20 protein-coding genes and 1 tRNA gene are annotated in these 24,319 nt (G+C 63.4%); 11 read left to right on the top strand and 10 right to left on the bottom strand.

Features of this window, described 5'->3' with window-relative positions:
- The first annotated feature begins 108 nt into the window (after nucleotides 1-108).
- From BJP05_RS10520 to BJP05_RS10510, 3 genes are all read left to right on the top strand, one after another.
- Nucleotides 109-1,341, top strand: coding sequence for an MFS transporter (locus tag BJP05_RS10520; RefSeq protein WP_070363350.1), 1,233 nt, complete (start codon nucleotides 109-111; stop codon nucleotides 1,339-1,341).
- Nucleotides 1,342-1,653: 312 nt separating this feature from the next.
- Nucleotides 1,654-2,820 (top strand): ATP-binding protein, encoded by a 1,167-nt coding sequence (locus BJP05_RS10515; protein ID WP_070363349.1) that lies wholly within the window; start codon nucleotides 1,654-1,656, stop codon nucleotides 2,818-2,820.
- Between the two features lie 98 nt (nucleotides 2,821-2,918).
- The gene (locus tag BJP05_RS10510) at nucleotides 2,919-3,575 is read left to right on the top strand and encodes a rhomboid family intramembrane serine protease (protein ID WP_070363635.1); all 657 of its coding nucleotides are present in this window, start codon (nucleotides 2,919-2,921) and stop codon (nucleotides 3,573-3,575) included.
- 288 nt (nucleotides 3,576-3,863) lie between these two features.
- On the opposite strand, the gene BJP05_RS10505 is transcribed toward BJP05_RS10510, so the two are convergent.
- The gene (locus BJP05_RS10505; RefSeq protein WP_070363348.1) at nucleotides 3,864-5,267 is read right to left on the bottom strand and encodes a hypothetical protein; all 1,404 of its coding nucleotides are present in this window, start codon (nucleotides 5,265-5,267) and stop codon (nucleotides 3,864-3,866) included.
- Nucleotides 5,268-5,438: 171 nt separating this feature from the next.
- Here BJP05_RS10505 and BJP05_RS10500 point away from each other — a divergent pair, with 171 nt between their 5' ends.
- Nucleotides 5,439-6,326 carry an endonuclease domain-containing protein gene (locus BJP05_RS10500; RefSeq protein ID WP_070363347.1) on the top strand — a complete coding sequence of 296 codons (888 nt, stop codon included), beginning with the start codon at nucleotides 5,439-5,441 and terminating at the stop codon, nucleotides 6,324-6,326.
- A 130-nt stretch (nucleotides 6,327-6,456) separates the two neighbouring features.
- Here BJP05_RS10500 and crgA read toward each other — a convergent pair whose 3' ends face one another.
- The 8 genes from crgA to BJP05_RS10460 are packed head-to-tail and all read right to left on the bottom strand — an operon-like array spanning nucleotide 6,457 to nucleotide 15,937.
- Entirely contained in the window at nucleotides 6,457-6,726 is a 270-nt protein-coding gene (crgA, locus tag BJP05_RS10495; RefSeq protein WP_070363346.1) for a cell division protein CrgA, read from the bottom strand.
- 52 nt (nucleotides 6,727-6,778) lie between these two features.
- Complete coding sequence (pknB, locus tag BJP05_RS10490) at nucleotides 6,779-8,833, bottom strand: Stk1 family PASTA domain-containing Ser/Thr kinase (RefSeq protein WP_070363345.1); 2,055 nt, start codon at nucleotides 8,831-8,833, stop codon at nucleotides 6,779-6,781.
- Entirely contained in the window at nucleotides 8,834-10,357 is a 1,524-nt protein-coding gene (locus tag BJP05_RS10485) for a serine/threonine-protein kinase (RefSeq protein ID WP_070363344.1), read from the bottom strand. It lies immediately after the preceding gene.
- Nucleotides 10,354-11,811 carry a penicillin-binding transpeptidase domain-containing protein gene (locus BJP05_RS10480; RefSeq protein ID WP_070363343.1) on the bottom strand — a complete coding sequence of 486 codons (1,458 nt, stop codon included), beginning with the start codon at nucleotides 11,809-11,811 and terminating at the stop codon, nucleotides 10,354-10,356. The genes BJP05_RS10485 and BJP05_RS10480 overlap by 4 nt, the downstream gene beginning before the upstream one ends.
- Nucleotides 11,808-13,160, bottom strand: coding sequence for an FtsW/RodA/SpoVE family cell cycle protein (locus tag BJP05_RS10475; RefSeq protein WP_070363342.1), 1,353 nt, complete (start codon nucleotides 13,158-13,160; stop codon nucleotides 11,808-11,810). The genes BJP05_RS10480 and BJP05_RS10475 overlap by 4 nt, the downstream gene beginning before the upstream one ends.
- A 2-nt stretch (nucleotides 13,161-13,162) precedes the next feature.
- The gene (locus BJP05_RS10470; RefSeq protein WP_070363341.1) at nucleotides 13,163-14,551 is read right to left on the bottom strand and encodes a PP2C family serine/threonine-protein phosphatase; all 1,389 of its coding nucleotides are present in this window, start codon (nucleotides 14,549-14,551) and stop codon (nucleotides 13,163-13,165) included.
- The gene (locus BJP05_RS10465; RefSeq protein WP_070363634.1) at nucleotides 14,548-15,003 is read right to left on the bottom strand and encodes an FHA domain-containing protein; all 456 of its coding nucleotides are present in this window, start codon (nucleotides 15,001-15,003) and stop codon (nucleotides 14,548-14,550) included. Before BJP05_RS10465 ends, BJP05_RS10470 begins: the two co-directional genes overlap by 4 nt.
- A gap of 28 nt (nucleotides 15,004-15,031) precedes the next feature.
- Complete coding sequence (locus tag BJP05_RS10460; RefSeq protein ID WP_070363340.1) at nucleotides 15,032-15,937, bottom strand: DUF3662 and FHA domain-containing protein; 906 nt, start codon at nucleotides 15,935-15,937, stop codon at nucleotides 15,032-15,034.
- A gap of 137 nt (nucleotides 15,938-16,074) precedes the next feature.
- Here BJP05_RS10460 and BJP05_RS10455 point away from each other — a divergent pair.
- From BJP05_RS10455 to BJP05_RS10430, 6 genes are all read left to right on the top strand, one after another.
- Nucleotides 16,075-16,158 (top strand) — tRNA-Leu (locus BJP05_RS10455).
- 296 nt (nucleotides 16,159-16,454) lie between these two features.
- Nucleotides 16,455-17,555: an FAD-dependent monooxygenase gene (locus BJP05_RS10450; RefSeq protein WP_070363339.1), complete on the top strand. Its 1,101-nt coding sequence runs from the start codon at nucleotides 16,455-16,457 to the stop codon at nucleotides 17,553-17,555.
- Between the two features lie 87 nt (nucleotides 17,556-17,642).
- A complete protein-coding gene (locus tag BJP05_RS10445; RefSeq protein WP_070363338.1) occupies nucleotides 17,643-18,236 on the top strand; it encodes a hypothetical protein in 594 nt (197 codons plus the stop codon).
- Nucleotides 18,236-19,234, top strand: coding sequence for a S66 peptidase family protein (locus BJP05_RS10440; RefSeq protein ID WP_070363337.1), 999 nt, complete (start codon nucleotides 18,236-18,238; stop codon nucleotides 19,232-19,234). Before BJP05_RS10445 ends, BJP05_RS10440 begins: the two co-directional genes overlap by 1 nt.
- A 9-nt stretch (nucleotides 19,235-19,243) precedes the next feature.
- A complete protein-coding gene (locus tag BJP05_RS10435; RefSeq protein ID WP_070363336.1) occupies nucleotides 19,244-20,710 on the top strand; it encodes an MFS transporter in 1,467 nt (488 codons plus the stop codon).
- The gene (locus BJP05_RS10430) at nucleotides 20,711-22,021 is read left to right on the top strand and encodes a hypothetical protein (RefSeq protein WP_084028637.1); all 1,311 of its coding nucleotides are present in this window, start codon (nucleotides 20,711-20,713) and stop codon (nucleotides 22,019-22,021) included.
- Nucleotides 22,022-22,031: 10 nt separating this feature from the next.
- On the opposite strand, the gene BJP05_RS10425 is transcribed toward BJP05_RS10430, so the two are convergent.
- A complete protein-coding gene (locus BJP05_RS10425; protein WP_240492759.1) occupies nucleotides 22,032-23,345 on the bottom strand; it encodes a multicopper oxidase domain-containing protein in 1,314 nt (437 codons plus the stop codon).
- 127 nt (nucleotides 23,346-23,472) lie between these two features.
- Between BJP05_RS10425 and BJP05_RS11200 the strand changes: the two genes are divergently transcribed.
- Nucleotides 23,473-24,309: a hypothetical protein gene (locus tag BJP05_RS11200; RefSeq protein WP_145945282.1), complete on the top strand. Its 837-nt coding sequence runs from the start codon at nucleotides 23,473-23,475 to the stop codon at nucleotides 24,307-24,309.
- Nucleotides 24,310-24,319: the final 10 nt, after the last annotated feature.

Here is a 24,319-nt window from a genome sequence, read left to right as displayed (position 1 = left end):
CAGAGCCGTCGTCGAAAAGTTGGACCCCTAGCGGGGCGCGATTTGGTCATACCTCATCCGAGGAGCAATATATTCGTGCTACCAATCGGACAACGTGAAGAACTGATTATGACTCAACAATTTCATCCGCGCGCATGGTTCCCCGTCGCAGGCAGCATGGTTGCTGTCGCGTGGGGCGGCAACGAATTCACCCCGCTGCTCGTGATGTACCGCGAAACCTCGCACTTTTCGCAGGTCACCGTCAATGGGCTGCTCGCCGCCTACGTCCTGGGCATCATCCCGGCGCTGCTGATCAGCGGTCCGCTGTCCGACCACATTGGACGACGCCCCACCATGCTCCCAGCCGCACCACTTTCGCTCGTGGGGTCCTTCCTGCTGTCCATCGCCCCGAACGAGCCGCTGGTGATCGCGACGGGCCGCATCCTGTGCGGGCTCGCCCTGGGCATCGTGATGGCGGTGGGGTCCACGTGGGTCTCGGAGCTGATTATTAAAGCGGGCGGGGACCCGGCGTCGGGGCCGCGCAAGGCGTCGATGTGCCTGACCGTCGGCTTCCTGATCGGCGCTGCGCTCGCCTCCGTGCTGGCGCAGTGGGGCCCGTGGCCCACGCACACCGCGTACGTGCTGCACATCCTGCTCACACTCGGCACCGCCTACTGGCTGCTCGACACCCCGGAGACCCGCCCGCCGCGCCGGGGCACCGTGAAGGAAACCTTCCTTGAACTGCGAGTTCGCGACATGCTCGAGATGCTGCACATCCCATCCGCCGCGCACCGCCGCTTCGTGCGCATCGTCGTGCCGGTCGCGCCGTGGGTGTTCGGCTGCGCCGGCGCCGCGTACGCCCTGCTGCCGCAGCTGCTGTCCAGCTCAGCGCACGATATGCCCATCGCGTTCTCCGGCTTCATGACGGTCGTGACCCTCGGCTGCGGCGTCGGCGTCCAGATGCTCGGCCGTGTCATCGATACGAGTAGGTCCGCCCGCGCGTCCGCCGTCGCGATGGCCGTGATCACCGTCGGCTGCATCCTTGCCGCCGAGGCGTCCCGGTCGCTGTCGCTGCCAATCGGCGTTGCGGCTGCCGCCATCATGGGCGCCGGCTACGGCCTGGCCCTGGTCGCCGGACTTTCCGAGGTCCAACGCATCGCCAACGCCGACGAACTCGCCGGCCTGACCGCCGTCTACTACTCGGTGTCCTACACCGGCTTCTTCATCCCGATGGTCTTCAGTGCCGCCGCGCCCGTCGTCGGCTTCACCACCCTGTTCGTCATCGGCACCATCCTCGCCCTGTGCTGCCTGATCAACGTGGTCCTGGGCTGGCGCGCCCACCTGCCCGGCCCGACCTGGTAGGCGGCTGCCCCGGCTCTCTGCCGCCTCCGGCCCTCAAATCTGCTCGTAGCGTGCGCTTCGAAGCGTGCGATGCAGGTCGCGCATTTCGACCCACCCCGGGCGATTTCCGGCGACCAGCGTCGCACTCCTTGAACACCTCGACCGGAACGGATTTCAGCAAGCAGCACGGCCCCAGCCCCCAACCCCCAGCCCCAGCACACCCGTCTATCCTGAAATATCCATAAAGATGTGCCCAGATGCGAAAAATCAGATACGGGGACATCTGGGCACATCTAGCCGGATATTTCACACATTTTCGATTATTGTGAACCCATGGACCAAACACTGAACCCGTATTCGCCAGGTGCGGGACTGCGACCACCTGCGCTGACAGGGCGCGAAGCGGAGCTCGAGCTTGTCGAGGCGATCATCACAAGGACCCGCAGCGGATTGCACAATCGCGGCGTTATCCTGAGTGGTTTGCGTGGGGTGGGCAAAACGGTGTTGCTGAATGAACTCGCGTCGCGTGCCGAGAATGCAGATTGGTTGACGGTGCAGCTTGAGGCAAGCGCTGATCGTGCTGGTGCGCAGCGGGTCCGGAAGCGGTTGGCCCGTGAACTGGCGTTGAGTGCGCGGAAGGTGTCGTTGCGTAAGCGGTGGAAGCACTTCAAGGATGCACTGCCCGCGATTGCTTCGTTTGCATGGCATGTCGGCGGTATTGACGTCGCACTGGAAGTACCTGCTCAGGCGGGCATTTCTGATTCGGGGGATATCGGGATGGATCTCGAGGAACTTGTGCTGAGTGTCGCAGAGTCCGCGCAGAAGGACGGGAAGGCGATTGCGTTTTTTATTGACGAGATGCAGGACCTTGATGCGGAATTGATGTCGGCGGTGATTACCGCGCAGCACCAGGCGGGCCAGCGTGGTTTGCCGTTTTATGTGTTCGGGGCGGGCCTACCTACGTTGCCTCAGAAGCTGGCGGAATCTCAGTCGTACGCGGAGCGTCTGTTCGAGTACCGCAAGATTGGTCCATTGTCAGATAGCGCGGCGGCGGCCGCACTTGAGGATCCGGCTACCAGGCAAGGGGTGCTGTTTACAACAGCAGCGTTGCGGAATCTTGTGGACGCCGCTCTGAATTACCCCTATTTCCTTCAGGAGTACGGGAAGGCGATCTGGAACGTTGCTCCTGCTTCGCCGTTTACCGAAAGTGATGCGCAGCTTGCGGTGACGGAAGGCAATGCGGCCCTTGACGCCGGGTTCTTCCCGAGCCGTTGGGAGCGTGCGACGCCTGGTGAGAAGCGCTATTTGCAGGCGATGGCTGCGCATTCTGCGAAGCAGGTTCCCACGAAGGACATCGCGGATTCGCTTGACGTTTCGGTGAATTCGTTGAGTAGTAACCGGAAGCACCTGATTGAGAAGGGTCTCATTTTTGCCCCTGACCACGGTGTTGTGCAGTTCACGGTCCCTGGAATGGCGGACTATATCAAGCGCCTATCCTGAAATATCCACAAAGATGTGCCCAGATGCGAAAAATCAGATACGGGCACATCTTTCACACAATTTCGCAATACGCCCAGGCCGCCCCGTACCGTAGCCGTATGCAATTCGTTCGCTCTCTCTTCCGCGGCGCGCCCGCAACCGCGCTGATCACCGTCGTCTGCCTGGGCGTTTTCGTGATTACGGCGCTCCAGTCACACTCGATCAGCAACGTGGTGTGGGGCTCCAGCCTCGCCGAGAACATGGTGCTCTTCGGCCCATTTATCGACGCCCCCTCCGCCACCCTCCGCACCCTCCTGGCCGGCTTTCTGCATGTGGATATCTCCCACGTGGCCGTGAACATGATCACGTTGGCGTTGTTGGGCCCTCAGCTGGAGCGCCGCCTGGGGACTGGGCCGTATTCGTTGCTGTACGCGGCGGGTGTGTTGGGGTCGTCGGCGTCGGTGTTGGAGTGGAACTACGACGTGCCGACAGCCGGCGCGTCCGGCGCCCTCTACATGCTGATGGGCGTGTTGCTCGCGTTGTCGATGCGCCAGAAGGTCAACGTGCGGGCGCCGTTGGCGCTGGTCGGCGCGAATCTTGCTTACTCGGTGCTGTCCCCGGGTATCAGTCTGTGGGGGCACCTTGGCGGTTTGGTGGTGGGCCTGTTGGCGGGCTGGCCGGTGACGTCGGTGAAGAAGCGCGTCAGGTGGCTCGCGTCCGCCCTCGCGGTCGTAGTGGCTGTGGCTGCTGTGGCGTTTGTGATTGGTGTTGCCTAGTTTTTCACACGTTATCCCCAAGTTTGTACACCGGTGGAGAACTCCACAGACTTGTCCACATTGTGGATAAACACAACCGTGTAATTTCTAGAACATCGCTAGAACATGTCAGCGATTCACACTAAAAAACGCCTGGCGAATGGGCATCATTGCAGCTCATTACGCCAGGCGTTCGATGTGCGAATAGGTTGTGCACAGAGTTATCCACAGGTGTGGATAACGGTCCTCTCCACAGAACCATCCACAACCTGTGGATAACTTGGCACTACGAATTACACAAAATGCTCCCTAGAAGGTGCCCTTCAGCCAGCGGCCGAAGTCGGACACGGTCACGTCGCGAGAGTCGACGTTCTGGTCGTTCCACTGGGAAACGTCGCCGGCCAGGCGGCTGGTCTGGGTGACCGTCATGTAGTTGTGCAGGCGGCCTTCCTTGGTCTTGCCGTCGCCGAAGCTGAACGCGCCGAGCAGCATGTCGTCACCGGCGTTGACCGGGTTGGACAGCGTCACCTCGAAGATGCGCGCGCCCTTCTTGGCGTTGTAGCCGAGGTCACGGATGTGCGAGCCGTTCGCGCCGGTGGTGGTGATCAGGCGGTCCACACCCTTCGGGCCGGACTCGGTACGCACCTCAACGCGGAACGTCAGCGCCGGGAACTCCGCCCAGTAGCGCTCGGTGCCCACGTTCTTCACGCGCAGCGCCACGGACCCAGCAAAGCCGGAAGCTTTCCAGGAGCTCGTCGTGAAGTATGGCACCAGGTCGAGCGCAGGTGCCTCCGCATTATCGACGACCTCTTCGACCTCAGTGTTCTCCTCCGAGGTCGCCTCATCCGACTCCTCATCGGTGATGACCGCGGCGGTCTCGCCGTCGATTTCGACGTTGGTCACATTGGCTTCGTCGTTGTCGTCGATGGTGGTGACGTCGTCAAGATTCTCACCCTCGGTGATCTTCTGAACATCCTCGTTGTACGCCGGGTTCGGGTTCTCCACCGTGTCAGTGACCTGCGCGCCGCGGTTCGGTGCCCACGAACCTGCAGGTGTGGAGTAGTTCTTCACGCGAACCTCGTTCTTGATCGGCATGTTTGCGACCCACGCCGTCGGCGTCGCCCACGTGCCGTTCGGGCGGCAGCGCTGCTGCGTGCCCGTCATGGTGACGGTGCGGAAGCCGTACGTCGCTTCGCCCGTGTTGCCCGCCGGAACCTCGTACGGCCCGATCTTCTGGCCGACGTTCCAGCTCAAGCTTCCGGACACCGACCAGCCCAGCATCTTCGCCAGCGAGTAGCCGATGTTGCCCTGCAGCCCATCCTTCGAGCCCGACCCACCAATGTTGATCGTCTCAGTCTTCGACCCGTTGACCGACGCCGAAATCGTCTGCGTGCGCGCCAGGTCCTGCGTCAGCGGGATGGTGTTCTTGGTCAGGTTGGTCGTCGAAATCGTGCCGACCGGCAGGAAGTTGTCCTTCACCTTGTACACGATGGTGCGGTAGTCCTCAGTGGAGTTGCACACTGGGCGCGGGTTGAGCACGTTCGCCTTCAAGTGGTCCGATCCCCTGTAGGTGTGGATGATCGGCAGCGCATCATTGGTCGCTGGGGTTTCGGGGTACGACTCCTCAAGCGTCTGAGCCGTGGCTGGGGTCAGCGTGCCGGCAGCTAATGCCAAGGCCGCTACAACGCCCGTCATGGAACGAATAAACCGCATGACTATACCTTTCATAAGGTGACAATAGTAAAATAGCAGGTCAGGGCCGTTCAGACCCTGGTTTAATATGTACACCTTCTCGGTCAGGATTGTTCAACAATCCACCCCCGTGCCACCCCGCTACCGAACACCTGTGGGGAACCTGGCGGCTTTCCTGTGCGTCTAAACCTCATGTTGGAAAACACTGAACTTTTCGCATCCATCGTGGACACGCGCACGCTCCGTCACCGTCTGCACAGCCCCGAGTACCGCCGCCTCAACCGAACGCAATGCATCCCGTCGCGCACCTGGGGGCAACTCAATGCCTGGCAGCGGCACCTCGTCCGCGCTTATGCCACCGCCCGCGCCATGACCAAAGGCTGCCTCGTAGGCAGGACCGCCGCCCGCATCCACGGCATGTGGGTCATCAGCCTCACCGAAGAGATCCAAGAAGTAACGACGCCCAGCCGCCGCGGCCCCGCGAAACACCTCATCGAGCCCGATGTCCGCTACCGCACCTCCGCCCTCACCGCCGCCGAGGTCACTACCGCGTACGGCATCCGCCTTTCCACACGTATTCGCACAGCGATCGATATCGCCCGCTACCACGGGTTTCAGGAAGGCCTCATCGCCATGGACTGGCTGCTGTCCATCGCGCACGTGGAGCGCAGCGACATCCTGCTGCACATCGAGCGCATGGGCCGCGTCCGCAACTGCGGCGTGGCGCGCGACGCCGCCCGCGCCGCGGTCTACAACGCCGATTCCCCCATGGAGTCCCTCGCCCGCGCCGAGTTCCTCCTCCGCGGCGTCACCGGCTGGAAGTTCCAGGCACAGGTGCAGCGCTACCGCGTCGACTTCCTTTTCGACGACTCCGTCATCCTCGAACTCGACGGCGACACCAAGCACGCCTCCGACCCCCGCCGCAGCCTCCTGCAAGAGCGCAAACGCGAACGCGAGCTAACCAACCAGGGCTACACCGTCCTGCGGTACGGCTTCACGGACGTGCTCCACCGCATGGACGAGATCCTCGCCCGAATCGAGCTGGAACGGGCCCGCGCAAAGGCCCGCGCGGCTCGCTAAACCGCACGTCAAAACGCAAATGGTAGTAACAGGAATGTAGTAATCCCCGAAATCGGGCCCAAAATCGGGATTACTACAATCCTGTTACTACCATCTACGAAAATCCGCCGAAAAATCCGCCGGGATGCGACTAGCGCCACCCCATGGTCATGAGCAGGCCGAGGATCATGCCTGCGAATCCGATGCCGTAGTTCCACGGGCCGAGCTCGGCGAGGAACGTCAGCTGGTCGCCGGCGATGTAGTAGAAGATAATCCAGCCGAGGCCAAGCAGCATCAGGCCAAACATGATGGTCTTGTACCAGATTGGGGTGCCGCCGGTGTTGATCTTGACCGGGGTGCGGGACACGCCAGTTGGGGTTGATACGGGGCGGTGGTCCTTGGTGATTTTTGCCTTTGGCATTGTGTCAGTCCTTTACAAGCAAGTGCGGTGGCTTTTCCAGCTATCAGGGTTTTTACCTTATCAGGCGTTCGGCGGTGAACTGCCAGAGGTTGTAGCCGATGGCGGCGTCGCGTCGGACGGTGTCGCCCGCGTTGACTTCTTGGTGTCCGATGAGGCCGTTGTCCACGAGGGCGCCGGTCGGGACGGTTGGACCTTCGACGAGGCGTCCGCTCCAGCCGGCGTCGCGTAGCGCTTTGTCGGCGTCGGCGGGTTTCATGCGGGTGATGTTCGGCATGACCATGAGCATGCCGTTGGAGACGCGCACTTCGACAGTGGTGCCCTTGGCTACTTCGGTGTTTTCGCCGGCGACTGCGATGACTTCGCCGTCTGGGCGTTCGGAGTCGACCTTGTTCACGGTGACTTGGAGCCCCATGGAGCCGAGGGTGGCGGACGCTTGGTTGACGTTGACGCCGGACAGCGACGGTACCTGGACCATTTCGGGGCCGTCGGACACCGTGACGGTCACCTTGGATCCCTTGGAGATCTGGGTGCCGGCTGCGGGGTGCTGGCTGATGATCTCGCCCTTCGGCACGTCTTCGCTGGCTTCTCGACGCAGCTCCGCATTCAGTTCCAGGTCGGCATCTTCGAGGACCTTTGCGGCTTCTTGGGCGTCCATGTTGGTGACGTCGGGGACGTCGGTAAGCTCGCGCCCCGAGGAGACGTTGACGGTGACGAGTGTGCCGCGCTGGAGTTCGGACCCGGCGATCGGGTTGGTGTCGATGACGTTGCCGCGCTTGATGTCGGGGCTGGGCTCGTCGGAGACGGCGACCTGGAAGCCGAGGTTTTCGAGTTCGGCGACGGCTTCCGCGCGCGGTTTGTCGGCGAGGTCCGGGATGATCACCATCTGGGAGGTCTTGTTGGTTTCTTCGTTGTTGGGGGAGAAGTAGGAGTAGGCGAGCCAGCCGGAGGCGCCGATGATGGCGGCGCCGAGCCCGATGGCGAGCCATTTCATCCAGGTTGGGGTGGTGGTTTCGTGTTCGCGGCGGTGTGCTGCGTAGCGCCCGGCCGCCCCGGCACCAGCGCCAGCACCGACCGCACCGGCGGCTGCCTTCTCCGGCAGTTGCCCGACGGGCCGCTCGGGGCGTGGCGCGCGGCGTGGCGCATTGCCCTGGACGGTCTCGGAGACCATGGTCTCGGAGACCATGGTGGCATCATCCGTAGGGTCGGCGTGGTCGCCGCCGGGGGAGGCGAGGTGGCTGCGGGCGGCGTTGGTCACTGCGCCGCGCTTGAGGAGCGCCAGGTCTTCGCCCATTTCGGTGGCGGTTTGGTAGCGGTCCGCCGGGTGTTTCGCCATGGCGGTGAGGATGACGCTGTCCAGGTTGACGGCCTCGTTGGGGGTCAGTTCGCGGTCAGCGGGGACGCGTTCGCTCGGCGGGATGGGGTCTTCTTGGACGTGCTGGTAGGCCACGGCGAAGGGCGATTCGCCTTCGAATGGCGGCTTGCCGGTGATGGCTTCGTACATGACGCAGCCGAGGGCATAGATGTCGGAGCGGGCGTCGGCAGCTTTGCCGCGGGCCTGCTCGGGGGAGAGGTATTGCGCGGTGCCGATGACGGCGGAGGTTTGCGTCATGGCCGAGGTGGAGTCATCCAGCGCGCGGGCGATGCCGAAGTCCATCACTTTCACCTCGCCGGTGTTGGTGATCATGATGTTGGCTGGTTTGATGTCGCGGTGGATGATGCCGGCGTCGTGGCTGGCTTGGAGCGCGTGGGTGACGGGCAGCAGGAACGCGGCCGCTTTTTGGGGGCTTAAGGGCCCTTCGGCGCGTACGAGGTCCCGCAGGTTTTGCCCGGTGACGCGTTCCATGACGATGAAGGGGACGTCGACACCTGAGACTTCTTCGGTGCCGGTGTCGTAGACGGCGACGATATTGGTGTGGTTGAGCCGCGCCGAGTTTTGGGCTTCTTTGCGGAAGCGTTCGCGGAAATTTTCGTCGCGCGCCATGTCGATTTTGAGCATTTTGACGGCGACGTCGCGGCCAAGCACGGTATCGGTGGCTGCGTAGACGTCGCTCATGCCCCCGGTGCCGATGACGGCGCCGAGTTCGTATCGGTTAGCGATCGTTGTCATTTACGCATTTCCTCCGAGGATGTTTGGCAGATTGTGCAAGTCTAGTTCACCATTGCCGATTTCCCCACCAACCGGGCTTTCGCTGGGTGCCTGCGTCGTGGGCGCCTCATTATTTATCGACGTCCCCTCCGTCGGCCGCTGCTCCGGCACCGAAGAGCGGGTGTGGGTTGGCTGCGTTGGCGTTTCGTCCTCGATGGTCAGCGTGGCCGGGGCGCTGCTGTGCCTACTGGGCTTGCTGTGCTCAGTGGGCGTGTCGGGGGCGTGCGTGGTCGGCTCCTCGACGGGTTCCTCGTAGGTCGGTTCGGTTTCCACGGTGGTGGTTTGGGTGACCACGCTTTGGCGCGGGGCGGTGCTGCTCGGGGTGCTGCCGCCGAGAGTGCCGTTGTTGAATGCCCAGGCCACGCCGCCGATGACGGCGAGGGTGATCACGCCGAGCACGATGCCGACCCAGTAGCCGGCTGTCCCGCGTCGTTTCCCAGGAGCAGCAACGTCAGCGGGCGCCGGGCGCACAGGCATCGCTGCGCGCGCCGGGGCCTGCGGTGGCACGGGCGGGCGGCGCCGCGGCGCGGCGGGCCGGGCCGTGGTCGGCCGGGACATGTCGGCGAGCATCTGGGTGGACGCGGTCGGGGAGGGCTCGATGGCGATGACGGCCGTGTCGCCGCCGGGCTGCGTCGGGCGCATCCCCTGGCGGACCTGTTCGACGGCCAGCTGCATCTCGTTGCCGTCCCGGAAGCGCTGGGTTGGCGTTTTGCGCAGGGCGATCTCGATGAGTTCGCGCGCCGGGGCGCTCACGCTAATCGGCAGTGCGGGCGGCTCGGCGGAGACGTGCGCCAGCGCCACGGAAACCGAGGAGTCCCCGGTGAACGGGCGTTTCCCGGCGAGCATCTCGTAGCCGACCACGCCGAGCGAGTACACGTCGGACGCCGCCGTGACCTTCTTGCCTTGGGCCTGCTCGGGGGAGACGTACTGGGCGGTGCCCACGACCATCCCTGTTCGCGTCAGCGGCACGGCCGCCGCCGCTTTCGCGATGCCGAAGTCCGTAATCTTGATCTGCCCGTTCTGGGTGATCATGAGGTTGCCGGGCTTGATGTCGCGGTGCACCAGCCCCATGCGGTGGATGACGGCGAGGCCGTGCGCGGCCTGTTCCAGCACGTCAAGGGCCATGTCTTCCTTGAGCTGGCCTTCGCGCGCGATGAGGTCGGCGAGGGATTCGCCGCGGATGTATTCCATGGCGATGAAGCACATGGGGAACCCGCCGTCGGTCTTCACCTCGCGGTAGTCATACGTGGCGACCACGTTGGGGGAGTTGATCCCCTCCGCCGAGTTGGCCTCGTTGCGGAAGCGGGTGAGGAACTCCTGGTTGGCGGTAAATTCGGGCCGCAGTACTTTGAGGGCTACTTCGCGTTCGTGGCGGACGTCGTCGGCAAGCCAGACGGTGGACATGCCGCCGTGCCCGATGATCCATTGCAGCTGGTAGTCGGGCCCGATGAGCTTCTGGAGTTCGTCTTTGTTTTCGTAGTTCATCGCGCGTTGGTTCCTTCCTCATCAGCTGGCGCTGCGGGTGCCGCGTAGAGCACCGCGCGCCCGAGTGGTGCGGAGACTTGCCCGCCGGTCGCCCCGGTGCCCAGGCCGCCACCATTCTTGACGACGACCCCCACCGCCACATCCTTCACCGGGTCGAAGGCGACGTACCAGGTGTGCGGTGCTGCGCCTTCGGCGTGTTCGGCGGTGCCGGTCTTGGAGGCGAAGCCGTTGCCGTCGTAGCCCCAGGTGTCGCGTTCGGAGCCGAACATGAGGTCCTTGATGGTGTTTGCTTCCTCGGGTTTGATGGAGTCGGAAAGCATGCGGGGTTTGGTGGTTTCGATTTCGCGCAGGTCCGGGCTGAGTACGCGGTTGACCACGTACGGCGCCATACGGCGGCCCTCGTTGGCGACGGTGCCCGCCATGACGGCGGCCTGCAGCGCGGTCATGGTGACGTCGCGCTGCCCGATCGCGGACTGCCCAAGTTCGGCGTCGCCGGGCAGGTCGCCGAGCGAACCGGTGGCGTTGGGCATGCCGAGGTCGTACTGCTCGCCGATGCCGAATCCGTGGGCGGCCTCACGTAGCGCGTCGGCGCCGACGGCCATACCCATCTGCACGAACGCCGTGTTGCAGGACAGTGCGAACGCGGTGCGCAGCGGCACCTGGCCGCCGCCGGCGCAGGCCTGGCCCGCGTAGTTGGTCAGGGGCACGGTCGTGCCCGGCAGGGTGATGGACGGCGCGCCCGTCAGCGGGGAATCCGGCGTGTAGCCGTTGCGCAGCCCGGCGGCAGTGGTGACGATCTTGAAGATCGACCCCGGCGGCAGCTGGTCCTGCGTCGCGTGGTTGAGCAGCGGCTTGCCGGGGTTGTTGTTCACCTCGGCCCAGGCGCCCTCGGCGGTGTCCGGGTTGGAGATCGCGTTCGGGTCGTACGACGGCGTCGATGCCATCGCCAGCACCTGGCCTGTCGACGGGCGCAGCGCCACAATCGCGCCCTCGTAGTTGCGGTTCGAAAGCTGCTCGTAGGCCAGGGCCTGCAGGTGCGGGTCGATACTCAGCTCGACCGAGTTGCCCACCACGTCCTGCTCCAGACCGGTGCGCAGGAAGCGGGAGGACTTGCCGGAGCCCGCCCCGGTCAGTTGCCCGTTGTAGCCGGCCTCGATCTGGGAGGTGCCGTACTGGTCCGACACATAGCCGAGCACCGGCGCAAAGGACCACGGCATGTTCGGGTACGTGCGCTGGTAGGAGCCGTCCTCGAGCGGGTGGGACTCCGCCAGCACCTGCCCGCCGGCACTGATCTGGCCGCGATTGATCTGGCGCAGCTCCACCACAGTGCGCGAGTTCAGTGGGCTCTGCGCGTACTTCTCCTCGCGGAAGCCCTGCACCACGGTGAAGTTCACCAGCAGCGCCACAATCAGCAGCAGGGCAATGCCCGCGCCTAAGCGAATGGATTTGTTCATCGTGCGCTCACCGCCTCCGGTGCCTGGGCACCCATCGCCGAAGCATCAAACTCCGCTGGCTTGTTCGCCGCGTTCGAGATCCGCAGCAGCAGCGCCAGCAGTACGTAGTTCGCCATGATCGACGAGCCACCAGCGGACATAAACGGCGTGGTCAGGCCCGTCATGGGCAGCATCGCGGAGATCCCTCCGGCGACCACGAAGATTTGGATAGCGATGGTCGTCGCTAAGCCTGCGGCCAACAACTTGCCGAACGTGTCACTGACCTGCAGCGCCGCCGAGTAGCCGCGGGTAATGAAGATGGCGAACAGGCACAGCACGCTGGCCACGCCCACGAGCCCGAGCTCCTCACCAATCGCCGCCAGGATGTAGTCCGAGTGCGCCACCGGCACCATCTCCGGGTGGCCGTAGCCCAACCCGGTGCCGGTCAGCCCACCCCAGGACAGGCCGAACAGCGCCTGCGACGGCTGGTAGCCCGTGGTGTCAAAGTTGGCCAGCGGGTCCATGAAGTTGGCGACGCGGTCCTGGATCTTCTCACTGACCTGGTACACCGTGTACCCGCCAACAGCCACCAGGCCTGCACCGATGACCAGCCATGACGTACGCCCCGTGGCGAAGTACACCATGCCCAGCACCGTGGCGAAGAGGAGGAGGGCCGGGCCGAAGTCGTTCGACACCGCCATGATCGCAATCGCGATCGCCCACACCGCCAAAATCGGCGCCAGGTCGCGCAGGCGCGGGAAGCTCATCCCCAGCAGCGTCTTGCCCGCCACCGTAAACAGGGCGCGCTTCTGCGCCAACAGCTGGGCGAAGAACACCAGCAGCAGGATCTTCGAAAACTCACCCGGCTGAATCGAGAACGGTCCCAGCCAGATCCAGATCCGCGCATCCGCGAACCCAGGCGGCTGCGGCCACACCAGCGGCAACGCCAATAGCACCAGGCCAAGCAGGCCCAGCAGGTAGGAGTAGCGGGCCAGCGCCTTATGGTCGCGCACAATCACAAGCGTGCACACCATCAGCACCACACCAGCCAGCGACCACATCACCTGCCGCTCCGCGAGCGGCGGGTAGCCAGCGCGTTCCGCCAGGTCCAGGCGGTAAATCACCACCAGGCCGATCGCGTTGAGCAGCGAGACCAGCGGCAGCAGCAACTGGTCCGCGTGCGGCGCCGCCAGCGAAATCGCCACGTGGGCAATCGCATAGACGCCCACGAACCCGCCGACCAGGTAGAACATCTCCGTCGACATCGTGCGGCCCTGGCTCAGCTCCAGGCCAAACAGCATCAGCAGCAGCAACCCCGCCGAGCACAGCAGCAGGAACAGCTCCTTCGCACGCCGAAACACATGAGACATCGCTACTTCACCTCCCGGCACGCACCCTGCGGGGCGTCCTTCGCCGCATCATTATCGACGCACACCGGCAACGCCTCACCAGCCAACCGGTTCAGAATCCCCAGCACATCGTCATACGTGCCGCCCTTGAAGTTCTCCACGGTGTTCAGCTGGCTCTCCGGCAGGTCATTGATACCGAAGATCACGCAGTCCTGCGGCACCGAGTTCGACGACACAATCTGCAACTTGTTCTGCTCATTAATGCACGCCCGCTGAATCACCTCGCGGCGCGGCTCCGAAAACAACGACGTCCCGACGGCCCGCTCAATCGCGAAGTGGCCGTCGTTGCCGTCGGTGCCTAAAAAATAGCGGTCGTTGAGCCTATCGTTCGTCCACAACACCGCCGCCAGCGACAACATCAGCACAATCACCAACGCGGACAGCACCCACGGCCAAATGTTCACTTTGCGGCGAAACCGCTGGTCATCCTCCTCGTCCGCCGACGCGTCACTCGCGCCGGGCTGCGACCCATCACGGCCGCCCTCACGATTATGGTTCGGCGGAATCGTCTCCGACTTGCGCATCAACGCCGCCGCCCTCGAAGCGGAAGAGTCCGGATGCGTCGACTCGAACTCCGGCGCCAACGCGCCCGCCATCGCAGGGGACGTCGGCAAGTCGGGGTGCTCCTCGCCGTCTTTGACCTCCACAACATCAGCGATGACCACCGTGATGTTGTCCGGCCCACCCGAACGCAGCGCCAACTCAATCAGCCGCTGCGCCGCCACCGACGGGGTGCCCTGACCAAGCGCCTCCCCAATCGTCGACGCCGTCACCGGGTCCGACAAGCCATCCGAGCACAACAACACACGATCCCCCGCGCGAACCTGAACCATCTCCAGGTGCGGCTCCACCGGGTTGCCCGTGTACGCCTTCAAAATCAACGACTTCTGCGGGTGACTCGACACGTCCTCCGGGTCCAGCTTCCCCTCGTTGACCAGGGACTGCACGAACGTGTCGTCCTCGGTGATCTGGCGAAGCTGGCCGTCGCGAAGCAAATACCCGCGGGAATCGCCCACGTGAATGAGGCCGAACTCCGCGCCGTTGAACATCAACGCCGTCAGCGTCGTGCCCATGCCCTCCTGCTCCGGGTGCTGCGCCACCGAACGCTCAATCGTCGCGTTCGCATCATCCGCAGCCGCCCCGAGCAGCGCCAACATGTCGGCGTCCCCCGGGTCCCGGTCGAGGTGCTCCATGTGGCTGACCATCAACTGCGAGGCAACCTCGCCCGCCGCGTGGCCACCCATCCCGTCCGCAAGCAGCAGCAGGTGCGGGCCCGCGTAGGCGGAGTCCTCATTGTTTCCACGCACCAGACCCTTGTCCGATGCCGCCACATAATTCAACCGCAGCGTCATGGCATCAACCTCACAATCGTGCGCCCCATCTTGATATTCGTCCCCACCGACACCCGCTCCGGCTGGTCAATGCGCATGCCCTGCACAAAGGTGCCATTGCGGGAGTCCAGGTCCTCAACGAACCAGTCGCTGCCGCGGCGGAACAGCCGCGCGTGCCGCGAGGACGCAAAATCGTCCCCAAGCTGGAAATCATTGTCCGGCGAGCGGCCCAGCGTCACATGCTCCACACTCGCAATCTCCATGTGGGAGCCCTGCAGCGGCCCCTCAACGACCGCAATCTGCCGGACCTTCTCACGCGACTGCAGCGGTTTCCCCGCCTGCTTCACTTGTCGACGCCCAGCTCCACCCACCTCACGCACATTCTTCCGCTGCACCCACAACACCAGCAGAATGAACAGCCAGAGCAGCGCGAGCAGGCCAAAGCGTGCGCTCAGGATCACCGCGGAATCCAACAAAGGAGCTCCTTCAAGTCAGGGCTTGTTAGGCCTGGAAAAATTCTGTCTGCGGGTGCGACGCCGCATCCGTGTAGCGCGGCGCGCCCTCCTCTGGGTCCGGCGCCGCGGGGCTCGACGCCCTCGGCTCCACAATGCGCACCTCGATGTGGGAGTGTCCGAGGGTGATCACGTCGCCGTCGGCAAGCATCCAGTTCTCCACCGGCTCATCATTGACCGTCGTGCCGTTTGTCGACTGCAAATCGACCAACACCGCAACCTGGCCATCCCACGTAATCTCCGCATGCTGCCTCGACACACCCGTGTCCGGCAGGCGGAAATCCGCATCATTCGAACGGCCCAAAATATTCGAGCCTTCATGCACCAAGTAAGTGCGCGACGACCCGTCCTGCAACAGCAGGCTCACAGTCGCTTCGCCGCCCTCAACCGGCGTCATCGTATTTGGCTCATGCATGTGATCCTCCTGATCCCGGTTTGCCGCATGACGGTGCCTACCACCCTTCGACCGCTTCGTAGGCTCCGCCACAATGGCATCAAACCCACTCGCGACCTCCGGCTGCGGATCAATATAAGAACTGACCCGCAACTGGCCCGTACGCAGTCCTGACTCCTCCGCGATCCGCACAACCGCCGGCCCATCAAAGAACCAGCCCTGGTTGCGCACATACCGCGTCAGTTGTTCCGCGAGGTGCACCGGCAGGTCACGCTCCTGCGACAAGTTCTCCAAATCTTTCGAAGAAACACCCACCGCGAACACATTCGGCACCACAAACTCATCATGGTCAGTCACCACAACAGAGTCTTGCGCCTCCTGCTTCAGCAGCTCCTCGATCTCAGCCGGAACCACCTTGCCGCCAAACAGCGCCGCCATCGAATTATCCAGGCCACGCTGCAACGAACTGTCTAGCTTTGCCAATCGATCCATGACTCCCATCCGCATGCACCTCCTTTCTTTAACCCCGTTAGTATAGGTGCGCATTCCGACACAACCTAGCGTGAAACACCTTTATGCCCCATGACATGCGGATTTGGCACTTCTCTATGTAAGGGTGTTATATTGTTCCAGTGCCCGCCCGGGTGGCGGAATTGGCAGACGCGCTGGCTTCAGGTGCCAGTGTTCGCAAGAACGTGGGGGTTCAAGTCCCCCCCCGGGCACAACCGGACCGGCTCTCCTTCGGGAGGGCCGGTTCTTTTTGTGTTTGGTCTCTAGCAGAGGGGAGCGAGTGCCAAAAGACGCAACCCGATTTGGCCCGGCCATTTAAAGTGCCAGGTCAGAAAAGTACTAGATGTTAAGAAGGGTCAGATTTGGCACTCCTGCGAGTTTCCTGTGCACCACAATCCCCGTTTTCGAGCAACCCGAGCGGCGTATCCCCAGGTCGCGAAAATGCAAACCCGGAATGTGGTGCAAAGTTCCTCACAGGCGCCAGCTACACTCGCTATCCTCGAAAACCATGAGAGTTGGCATTATCGGTGCTGGTATTTCGGGTCTCGCGCTGGGTGCGACCCTGCATCGTGGTGGGGTGGACGTGCAGTTGTATGAGCGCCACGGACACATCCGCGGTACGGGTGCAGGGATCACGTTGGCCGAAAACGGACTTACGGCACTTGATGCGTTAGGGATTGGGGCTGCGTTCCGTCATCGCCAGTGGGGGCAGACCCTTGTGCGGGGTGGGATTCGGTGCCCGGAGGGGGAGTGGTTGTCGTGTATTCCAGCGGATGGGCTCGGCATTGATCGCGCGGAGCTCCACACGCTGCTGCTCAAGCACCTGCCCGAAACGCTCGTCCACACGTCCGCCGAGGCCGTGGACGTTGAGGCGCAGACCGGAACGGTCACTTTCGCCGATGGCAAAGTCGAGCGTTTCGACGTCGTGGTCGGCGCGGATGGGATCCGCAGCGCGGTTCGGCGTAGTTGCTTTCATGATCCTGGTATCGCCTACGCCGGCTACAACGCCTGGCGCGGCGTCAGCGATGGCCCGCTTTACGACGCCGTCTTCGAGACCTGGGGCGAGCGCGCTCGCTTCGGCGCCGTCCCACTTCACGACGGCCGCGTCTATTGGTTCGCCGTTCTTTCCGGGGCAGAGGCCACACCGGGCGAGGCTCGCCTTGACCTGCTCAAAAGCACCTTTGCCTCCTGGCATGACCCCATCCCGGACCTGCTGCGCGCAACACCTGACGAGTCGATCCAGCTTTTGCCGATCCAAGAGTTGGCGTCACCGCTACCCACTTATTGCAACGGCAAAGTGGTGCTCGTCGGGGATGCGGCACACGCCATGACTCCGAATCTTGGGCAGGGGGCGTGCCAGGGACTTGAGGACGTCGCTGTCCTTTCCGCTCTCCTTCTCAACGGCACCCAGGACATTCGCACCTACGATGAGTACCGCCTTCGGAGGAGCCAAACGATTGCGCGTCAGTCCCGGCTCGTTGGGCGGGTTATTCACGCCGGAGGAAGGAAGGTGGCGTCGATACGTAATTGGGTGCTTGGGCGCGTGCCGGATTCAGTGAGTCAGCGCCAGGTGCAGTCGGTGACTGCATGGCAGATGCCGGCGCTATAGAAATATGGGGCCGCCCGCCTATATGAGCAGCGCGCACCTAGTAAGGTGAGCTGCAGTATTGTTGCATATCCCTGAAGGAAGCCCCTCATGACGAACCCGTACCAGCCCGACGACACCCACCCCGGCACTGACGAGTGGACGTCTCAGCAACAGCAGTACCAGCAGCCGTACTACCAACAGCCATACCAGCCACAGCCCCCGTACCAGCCGCAGCAGCAGAAGAGCAACACTGGCCTGGTGGTTGCGTTGTCGGTGTTGGGGACGCTGGTGTTGTTGGCGCTGGCTGGAGCGGTGGCGTTTTTGTTCGTGCGTTCCGATGGGTCGAATGGCGGGCAGCAGGATCCGGTGATCGTGACGGAGATTGAGACGGTCGCGCCGGAAGCCGGCAACAACGGCAGCCAGAACAACCAGGGCAACAAGCCTAATGTGAACCGGCGTGAGCCGATGGGGTCGAGTGCGGGGTTCTCGAACGCGACGGCGGAGACCGGGAATACGTCGTCGGAGTTCGCGGGCAATGTGTTGGCTGTGTTTAATGAGCGGGCTGCAGCCACGGGTGAGTTCCCGGGGTCGTTGAGTGTGTATAGCCCGGTGACGGGGCAGACGTACACGATGTCGTGCTGGCCTGCGGGTGGGGGAGCCCGGTGCCAGGGCGGTAATAACGCGTCGGTGTATTTGTACTAATGGCGTTGTATCCTCGCCCGTTGTCGGTGGGCGATCATGTTCGTGTGGTGGCTCCGGCGCGTTCGTTGGCGTATGTGGAGCAGGGCCCGGCGGGTCGTTTTGTGGCTGAGTTGGCCACGCGGCGCCTGGAGCAGCTTGGCCTGTCGGTGAGTTTTGGGGCGAATGTGCGGGTGTCGGACATGTTTTGGTCTGCGCCGGGCAAGTTGCGGGCTGAGGATCTTATCGACGCCTACTCCGACCCTTCTGTCGACGGCATCATGAGCGTGATCGGCGGCTTTACCAGTAACGAGATTCTGCCTCACCTGGACTTTGATGTGATTGCGGAGCACCCGAAGTTCCTGTGTGGGAATTCGGATGTGTCGGCGTTGGCGAATGCGGTGTATGCGAAGACGGGCCAGGTGGTCTACGTGGGCCCGCATTGGTCGACGTTGGGGATGCGCGATTTCGGTGAGGTGACCCGTGACGCGTTTGTGCAGGCGGCGTTTACTGATGGGCCGATCGTGTGGCAGCCGGGGGACTGGTTCACGGACGATGACTGGTTTATTAACCAGGATGGTCGTGTGCAGGAGCCGGATGATGGCTGGTGGGTGATCCAGGAGGGCCGCGCGGAGGGGATTGCGCTTGGGTCGAATTTGGGCACGTTGGGGTTGTTGTCGGGCACGGAGTTCATGCCGTCCCTGAACGATGCGGTGTTGTTTGCGGAGGTGACGGGGAAGTACACCGTGATGGATTTCCGGCGTGAGCTGGTGTCGTTGTTGCAGGCCCCGGATGGTCACGGGATTGAGGGCTTGGTGATTGGGCGTTTCCAGACCGCGAGCCGTGTCACGAGGGTGATGGTGGAGGAGATGGTGGCGTCGATACCTGAGTTGAGGGGGAAGCCGGTGGTGGCGAACGCATCGTTTGGACACACGAACCCGTTGTTGACGTTCCCGGTCGGCGGGCGTGTGGATGTTTCGGTGGAGGGGGGAGAGGCGTCGATTAGTTTTCCTAGAGTGTAGTTTGTCCCTATGACTGATTCGACGCCGGGTCAACGTTGGACCTTCTTTGTAGTGATTTCGCTCGGTCTGCTGATGATCGGGCTGGACAATTCAATTCTGTATACGGCGTTGCCGGAGCTCAACGAGCAGCTGCACACCACCCCGACCCAGGGCTTGTGGATTATTAACGCCTACCCGCTGGTGCTGGCGGGGCTGCTGCTGGGCACGGGCACGCTGGGGGACAAGCTGGGCCACCGCCTGATGTTCATCGTTGGGCTGGTGGTGTTCGGGGTGGCGTCGCTGGCGGCGGCGTTTGCGCCGTCGGCGTGGCTGCTTGTGGGTGCGCGCGGGCTGCTCGGCATGGGTGCCGCGGTGATGATGCCGGCGACGCTCGCGCTGATTCGCCTTACGTTCCCGGACGAGCGGGAGCGCAACACCGCGATCGGCATTTGGGGGTCGGTGGCCGTGGTGGGTGCGGCGCTGGGTCCGCTGGTCGGCGGCGCGCTGCTGGAGGCGTTCTGGTGGGGCTCCGTCTTCCTGATTAACGTGCCGATCGTGCTCATCGCGCTGGCCCTGACGTTCTGGCTGGCCCCGGAGAACATGCCGAACCCGGCGAAGCACTGGGACCTTATCTCCTCGGTGTACGCACTGTTCGCGCTGTCGGGCCTGACCATGGCTATCAAAGAATTGGCGAACCCGAATTCCGGCTGGTCCCTGTTCGTGGTGGCGGTGGTGCTGTGCGTCGTCGGCGCGGTGTTGTTCGTGCGCCGCCAGGGGAAGCTGGCGGACCCGCTGCTCACCTTCGACATTTTCAAGTCGCGGATGTTCACCGGCGGCGTCGTCGCAGCAGCCGGCGGCATGTTCTTCATGGCCGGCGCCGAGCTGATGACCACGCAGAAGCTCCAGCTTGTCGACGGCTTCTCCCCCCTCCACGCCGGCGCGACAATTATTGCGATGGCGGCGGCGGCGATTCCGGCGTCGACACTTGGGGGCGCCTACCTGCACAAGATTGGCTTCCTGCCTCTGATTGGCGGCGGTTTCCTGGGCGCCGCCGCGGGTGCCGCGGCCCTGATTTGGGGTTCGGACGCGGGCAGCCTCGGCATCGAGATTGCGGCGCTGGCCGTGATGGGCTTCTCGGCGGGCTCGGTGATGAGCGTGTCCTCCATCGCGATTATCGGCGCGGCGCCGCTGCACCGCTCCGGCATGGCCGCCGGGGTGGAGGAGGTCTCCTACGAGTTCGGCACCCTGGTCACCGTCGCGCTGACCGGCTCGTTGCTGCCGATGTGGATGGTGCGCAACCTGCCCGCCGAGCTGCAGCCCCTCGGCATGGATGCAATTTACGACGCCTCCACCAACGCCCTTGCCGCCCCGGCCTACGCTGGGGCGTACCACAACGTCCTCGTGATGATCGCCTGCTCGGCCCTGGTCTTTGGTGCGGTGACCTGGTGGTGCTTCCGCGATAACCCGAAGTCCGGCGACGCGAAGGTGGCGGCGTAAATGAGCGCACGCAGCTGGCACCGGAAGGCGTCCAAGCCGGTGAGCATCTGGATGTGGGTGTTCATCTTGATCGGGCTCACCCACACGCTGTTCCCCGAACCGGCGTGGCTGCTGATTCACATTTTCACGCTCGGAATCGTGGCGAACTCGATCGTGCTGTGGAGCGTGAACCTGACCGAGCGTTTCCTGCAGCAGCGCCTTCCCGAGGAGGCGCGCCCGGCCCAATTGCGGCGCACCTGGGTCCTGAACGTCGGCGTCGTGTTGGTGCTTGTGGGCCAGGTCCTGGCCAGCTGGTGGGAGCAGCACTGGCTGGTCACCTGGGTCGGTGGGTGCCTGGTGGCTGGTGCGGTGCTGTGGCACGCGGTGGTGCTCGCCCGGCTGGTGCGTGATGCCGGCCCGGAGAAGCGGCACCGACCCGCGGCGATTGGGTACGTGGCGTCGGCTGCCTGCCTGCTGGTAGGGGTGTGCTTCGGCGCGGCCCTGTCGATGGGCCTGCCGGGCACCTGGCAGGAGCAGATTCGCCAGGCGCACCTGTTTACCAACGTTGGCGGCTTTGTGGGCTTGGCCGCGATGTCGAGCCTGAGCGTGCTGTTCCCGACGATGTGGCGGATCAACGGCATGCGGGACCGCACCCGCGTGGCCATTTGGGGCGCGGTGGCCGGGATTGTCTGCGCCGTCGTCGGCGCGCTGCTGGGAATCTCGCAGGTGGTCGCGGTTGGTGCGTTCGTCTACGTCGGCGCGTGGCTGTGGCTCTTCCAGGGGTTCCTGGTCAACGTGATCGACGTGTTGCGCGACCCACGCGACCGCATCACCTACCCGGGACTTTCCGTCTTCGTGGCGATGTTCTGGCTGATCGGCACGATGCTCTGGTACGCCGTGGGCCTGGTGCGGACGGTCCCGGAGATCCCCACGCTGGCGCTCCTCCTCGGCTTCGTGGCGCCCCTGCTGATCGGCACCATGAGTTACCTGCTGCCCACCACGATGGGCGGCGGGCCGAAGGCGGTGCGCGCCGGGCTGCTCGAACTGTCCCGGGGCACCTACTTCCGGGTCGTGCTGTACAACCTCGCGCTGGCGGTGTGGCTGCTGACGGAGCAGTCCTGGCTGCGGGTGGTGATGAGCCTGCTCGTGTTCGCCGTGCTGGTGGCGTACCTGCCACTGCTGCGCAGGGCGGTGAAGGCCCAGGTGGCGGTGCTGCGGGGGCAGCGCGAGGCCCCGGTGGCGGGCGCCCACGTGGAGCGCCCCGCCGGGCAGTCCGCCCTGGCGCTGGCGCTGGTGGCCGCGATTGTCGCGTCCTTTGGCGGGATTGCCTGAGCCGGGTCGCTTAGGGCGTGACCACGAACTGGCCGCGCTGTCCCTTTTCGGCGTCGGTCATCTGGTGGTTCACGAAAGTGTACGTCCCGGGCTCGTCGAAGGTCATCTCAACAAACCCGCCTTGGGCGGCGAGGAGCCCGAGCGCCTGTGATCCGGTATCTGTGGCGTTTCGGACCTGGTACTGGCCTTCCTTGAATACGGTGTCGAAGATTTCGCCGACCACGTGGAAGCTCAGCGGATTGTCGGGGCCGACGTTGAAGATCCACACACGGACGGTATCGCCGACGCGGGCCGGAATCGGCCGCTGCTGGTACTGGTTGGGGTAGCCGTTGAACGCGGTGAGATCGTAGAGCCCGGCGGCGACTCGCTCGGGGTCGGCGCCGTCCTCGCCGAGGAAGACCTCGTGTGAGAGGAGGACGTATTCGGCGTCGACAGGCGTGAGGTCCGGTGGGTCGATGACGACGGCGCCGAACATGCCGTTGGCGATGTGCAGACTCATCGGCATGGTGGCGCAGTGGTACATCCAGATCCCGTAGCGGCGGGCTTCGAACTCGTACGTGAGCGATTCGCCCGGGGCGATCTGGGCCATGTTCGTATCGGGGTTGACCTCACCCGCGTGGAAGTCGATGGAGTGCTCCATCGTGCCGTCGTTGACGATGGTGATGCGGAACAGGTCACCGACGCGCCCACGCAGTACGGGACCTGGCATTTCTCCGTCGAAGGTCCAGACGGGTTGGGTGACGCCGGGCGCAACCTGGCGCTCGCTTTCGGCAACGTGCCAGGTGTGTTCGTGCACTGTTCTTTCGGGAGCATCGGGCGCGGGAGGCAGCGCCGGGTCGCGGTAGACCAGGCCGGAGTCGGGCCCGTCCGCGGCAACTACCGGTCTGGGCGCGGCGCTCGGCGAAGTGCTCGGGCTCGCCGATCCGACCACGACATCGAACACCATGCCCATCGCCTTGTGTCCGGCGATCGTGCACCAGCCTTGCGTGGACTCGGTGAAGACGCCGAAGTCGTGGACGACGGTGTCGCCGGGATCGATGCGGCCTGTGTACTCGTTGCCCAGCTTGAGGTCGTGCTGCTGGTCGTCGGAGTTGGTGATGGTGAGGATGAGGCGGGTACCGGAGGGGACGTCGATACGATTCGGCGTGAAGGTCATGCCTTGGATGTCGACGTCGAGCGTGGTGGCGCCGCTGGTGTCGAGTGGTTCCGGGCCGCGATCGTCGCCTGCGGTCGAGCTCAGCGCGCTGAACGCCACCACGAGCGCCACGAATACGGTGATGATGCCCCACGCCAGGCCGTCGGAGGTCTGCCCTTTTTTATTCACGGTCTCGATCGTAATAAATATGGTTCGAAATAGGGAAAGCTCGGCACCCATAGAAAAACCCTCGGGGGAACACAGAGTCTATGTCTGTGACCCAGATCCGAGGGACTACGTTGGCTACAATAGCACAATGACGTATCCAGTGCAGCCGCCTACAGGGCGCCACCACCTGTTATGGGGGTCTATTCCACCTGCTCGGATGGCGACATTTCTATCACACACGTCTCATCATTGCGCCGATGAGGCGCTTGAACTTTATGTATGGAATCGCGATTTGTCCATGGCCTTTATGGCCGATTTAGCGGTCCTCGAAGTTGCGTTACGTGAGGCTATTCATGCTGTTCTGACCGAGAAATGGGGCGTGCAGTGGTATCAGGAAATGCCTTTGGACGACCGGTCGCGAACGGCTTTGGCTAGTGCTTGGGAACGTCTGCCTGCTCACGTGAGATTGAACTCGGAACGTGGGGATTTACCAGGGAGACTAGTGGCCAACTGCATGTTTGGCTTCTGGACGAATCTGTTTGATAAAGGCGGTTATACCGGCCGAGGTCCTTGGCGCAGAAAGGTTGACAATGAGCGGAACTGGCCAGTTCTAGCAAAAGCATTCCCCGGCGGCAGGCGAGAAGCTGCACGTCAGCGGGATGAGCATCCTGAAAAGGCGAGAGCGATAACTTTTTCTCGTGTGTGGGTTCATCAGTTGTGCCAAGAGATTAATGAACTTCGAAACCGTGTTGCGCATCATGAACCGTTACTGAATGGTGTCCCACTTCGTGGACAAACGCATCGAAATGAAAAAAGAAGGAGAACAGTTGAGGAGGCATTCGCGCAAATCTTGTCCCTCGCCCGCATGATTGACACTGACCTGGCTACGTGGTTGGTGGCCAATAGTGAAGTACCAGGTGTTATGGCGAGAAAGTGCGAAATAACCTCTTCGTCACGTTCTTTCAATAAATACGGCCTGGAATAGGGAAAATCGG

It is taken from the genome of Corynebacterium sp. NML98-0116 (genome assembly GCF_001767255.1).
In the GTDB taxonomy this organism is placed as follows: Bacteria; Actinomycetota; Actinomycetes; order Mycobacteriales; family Mycobacteriaceae; genus Corynebacterium; species Corynebacterium pseudogenitalium.
The sequence above is the reverse complement of the archived record's forward strand: the minus strand, read 5'-3'. Positions and strand labels throughout refer to the sequence as shown.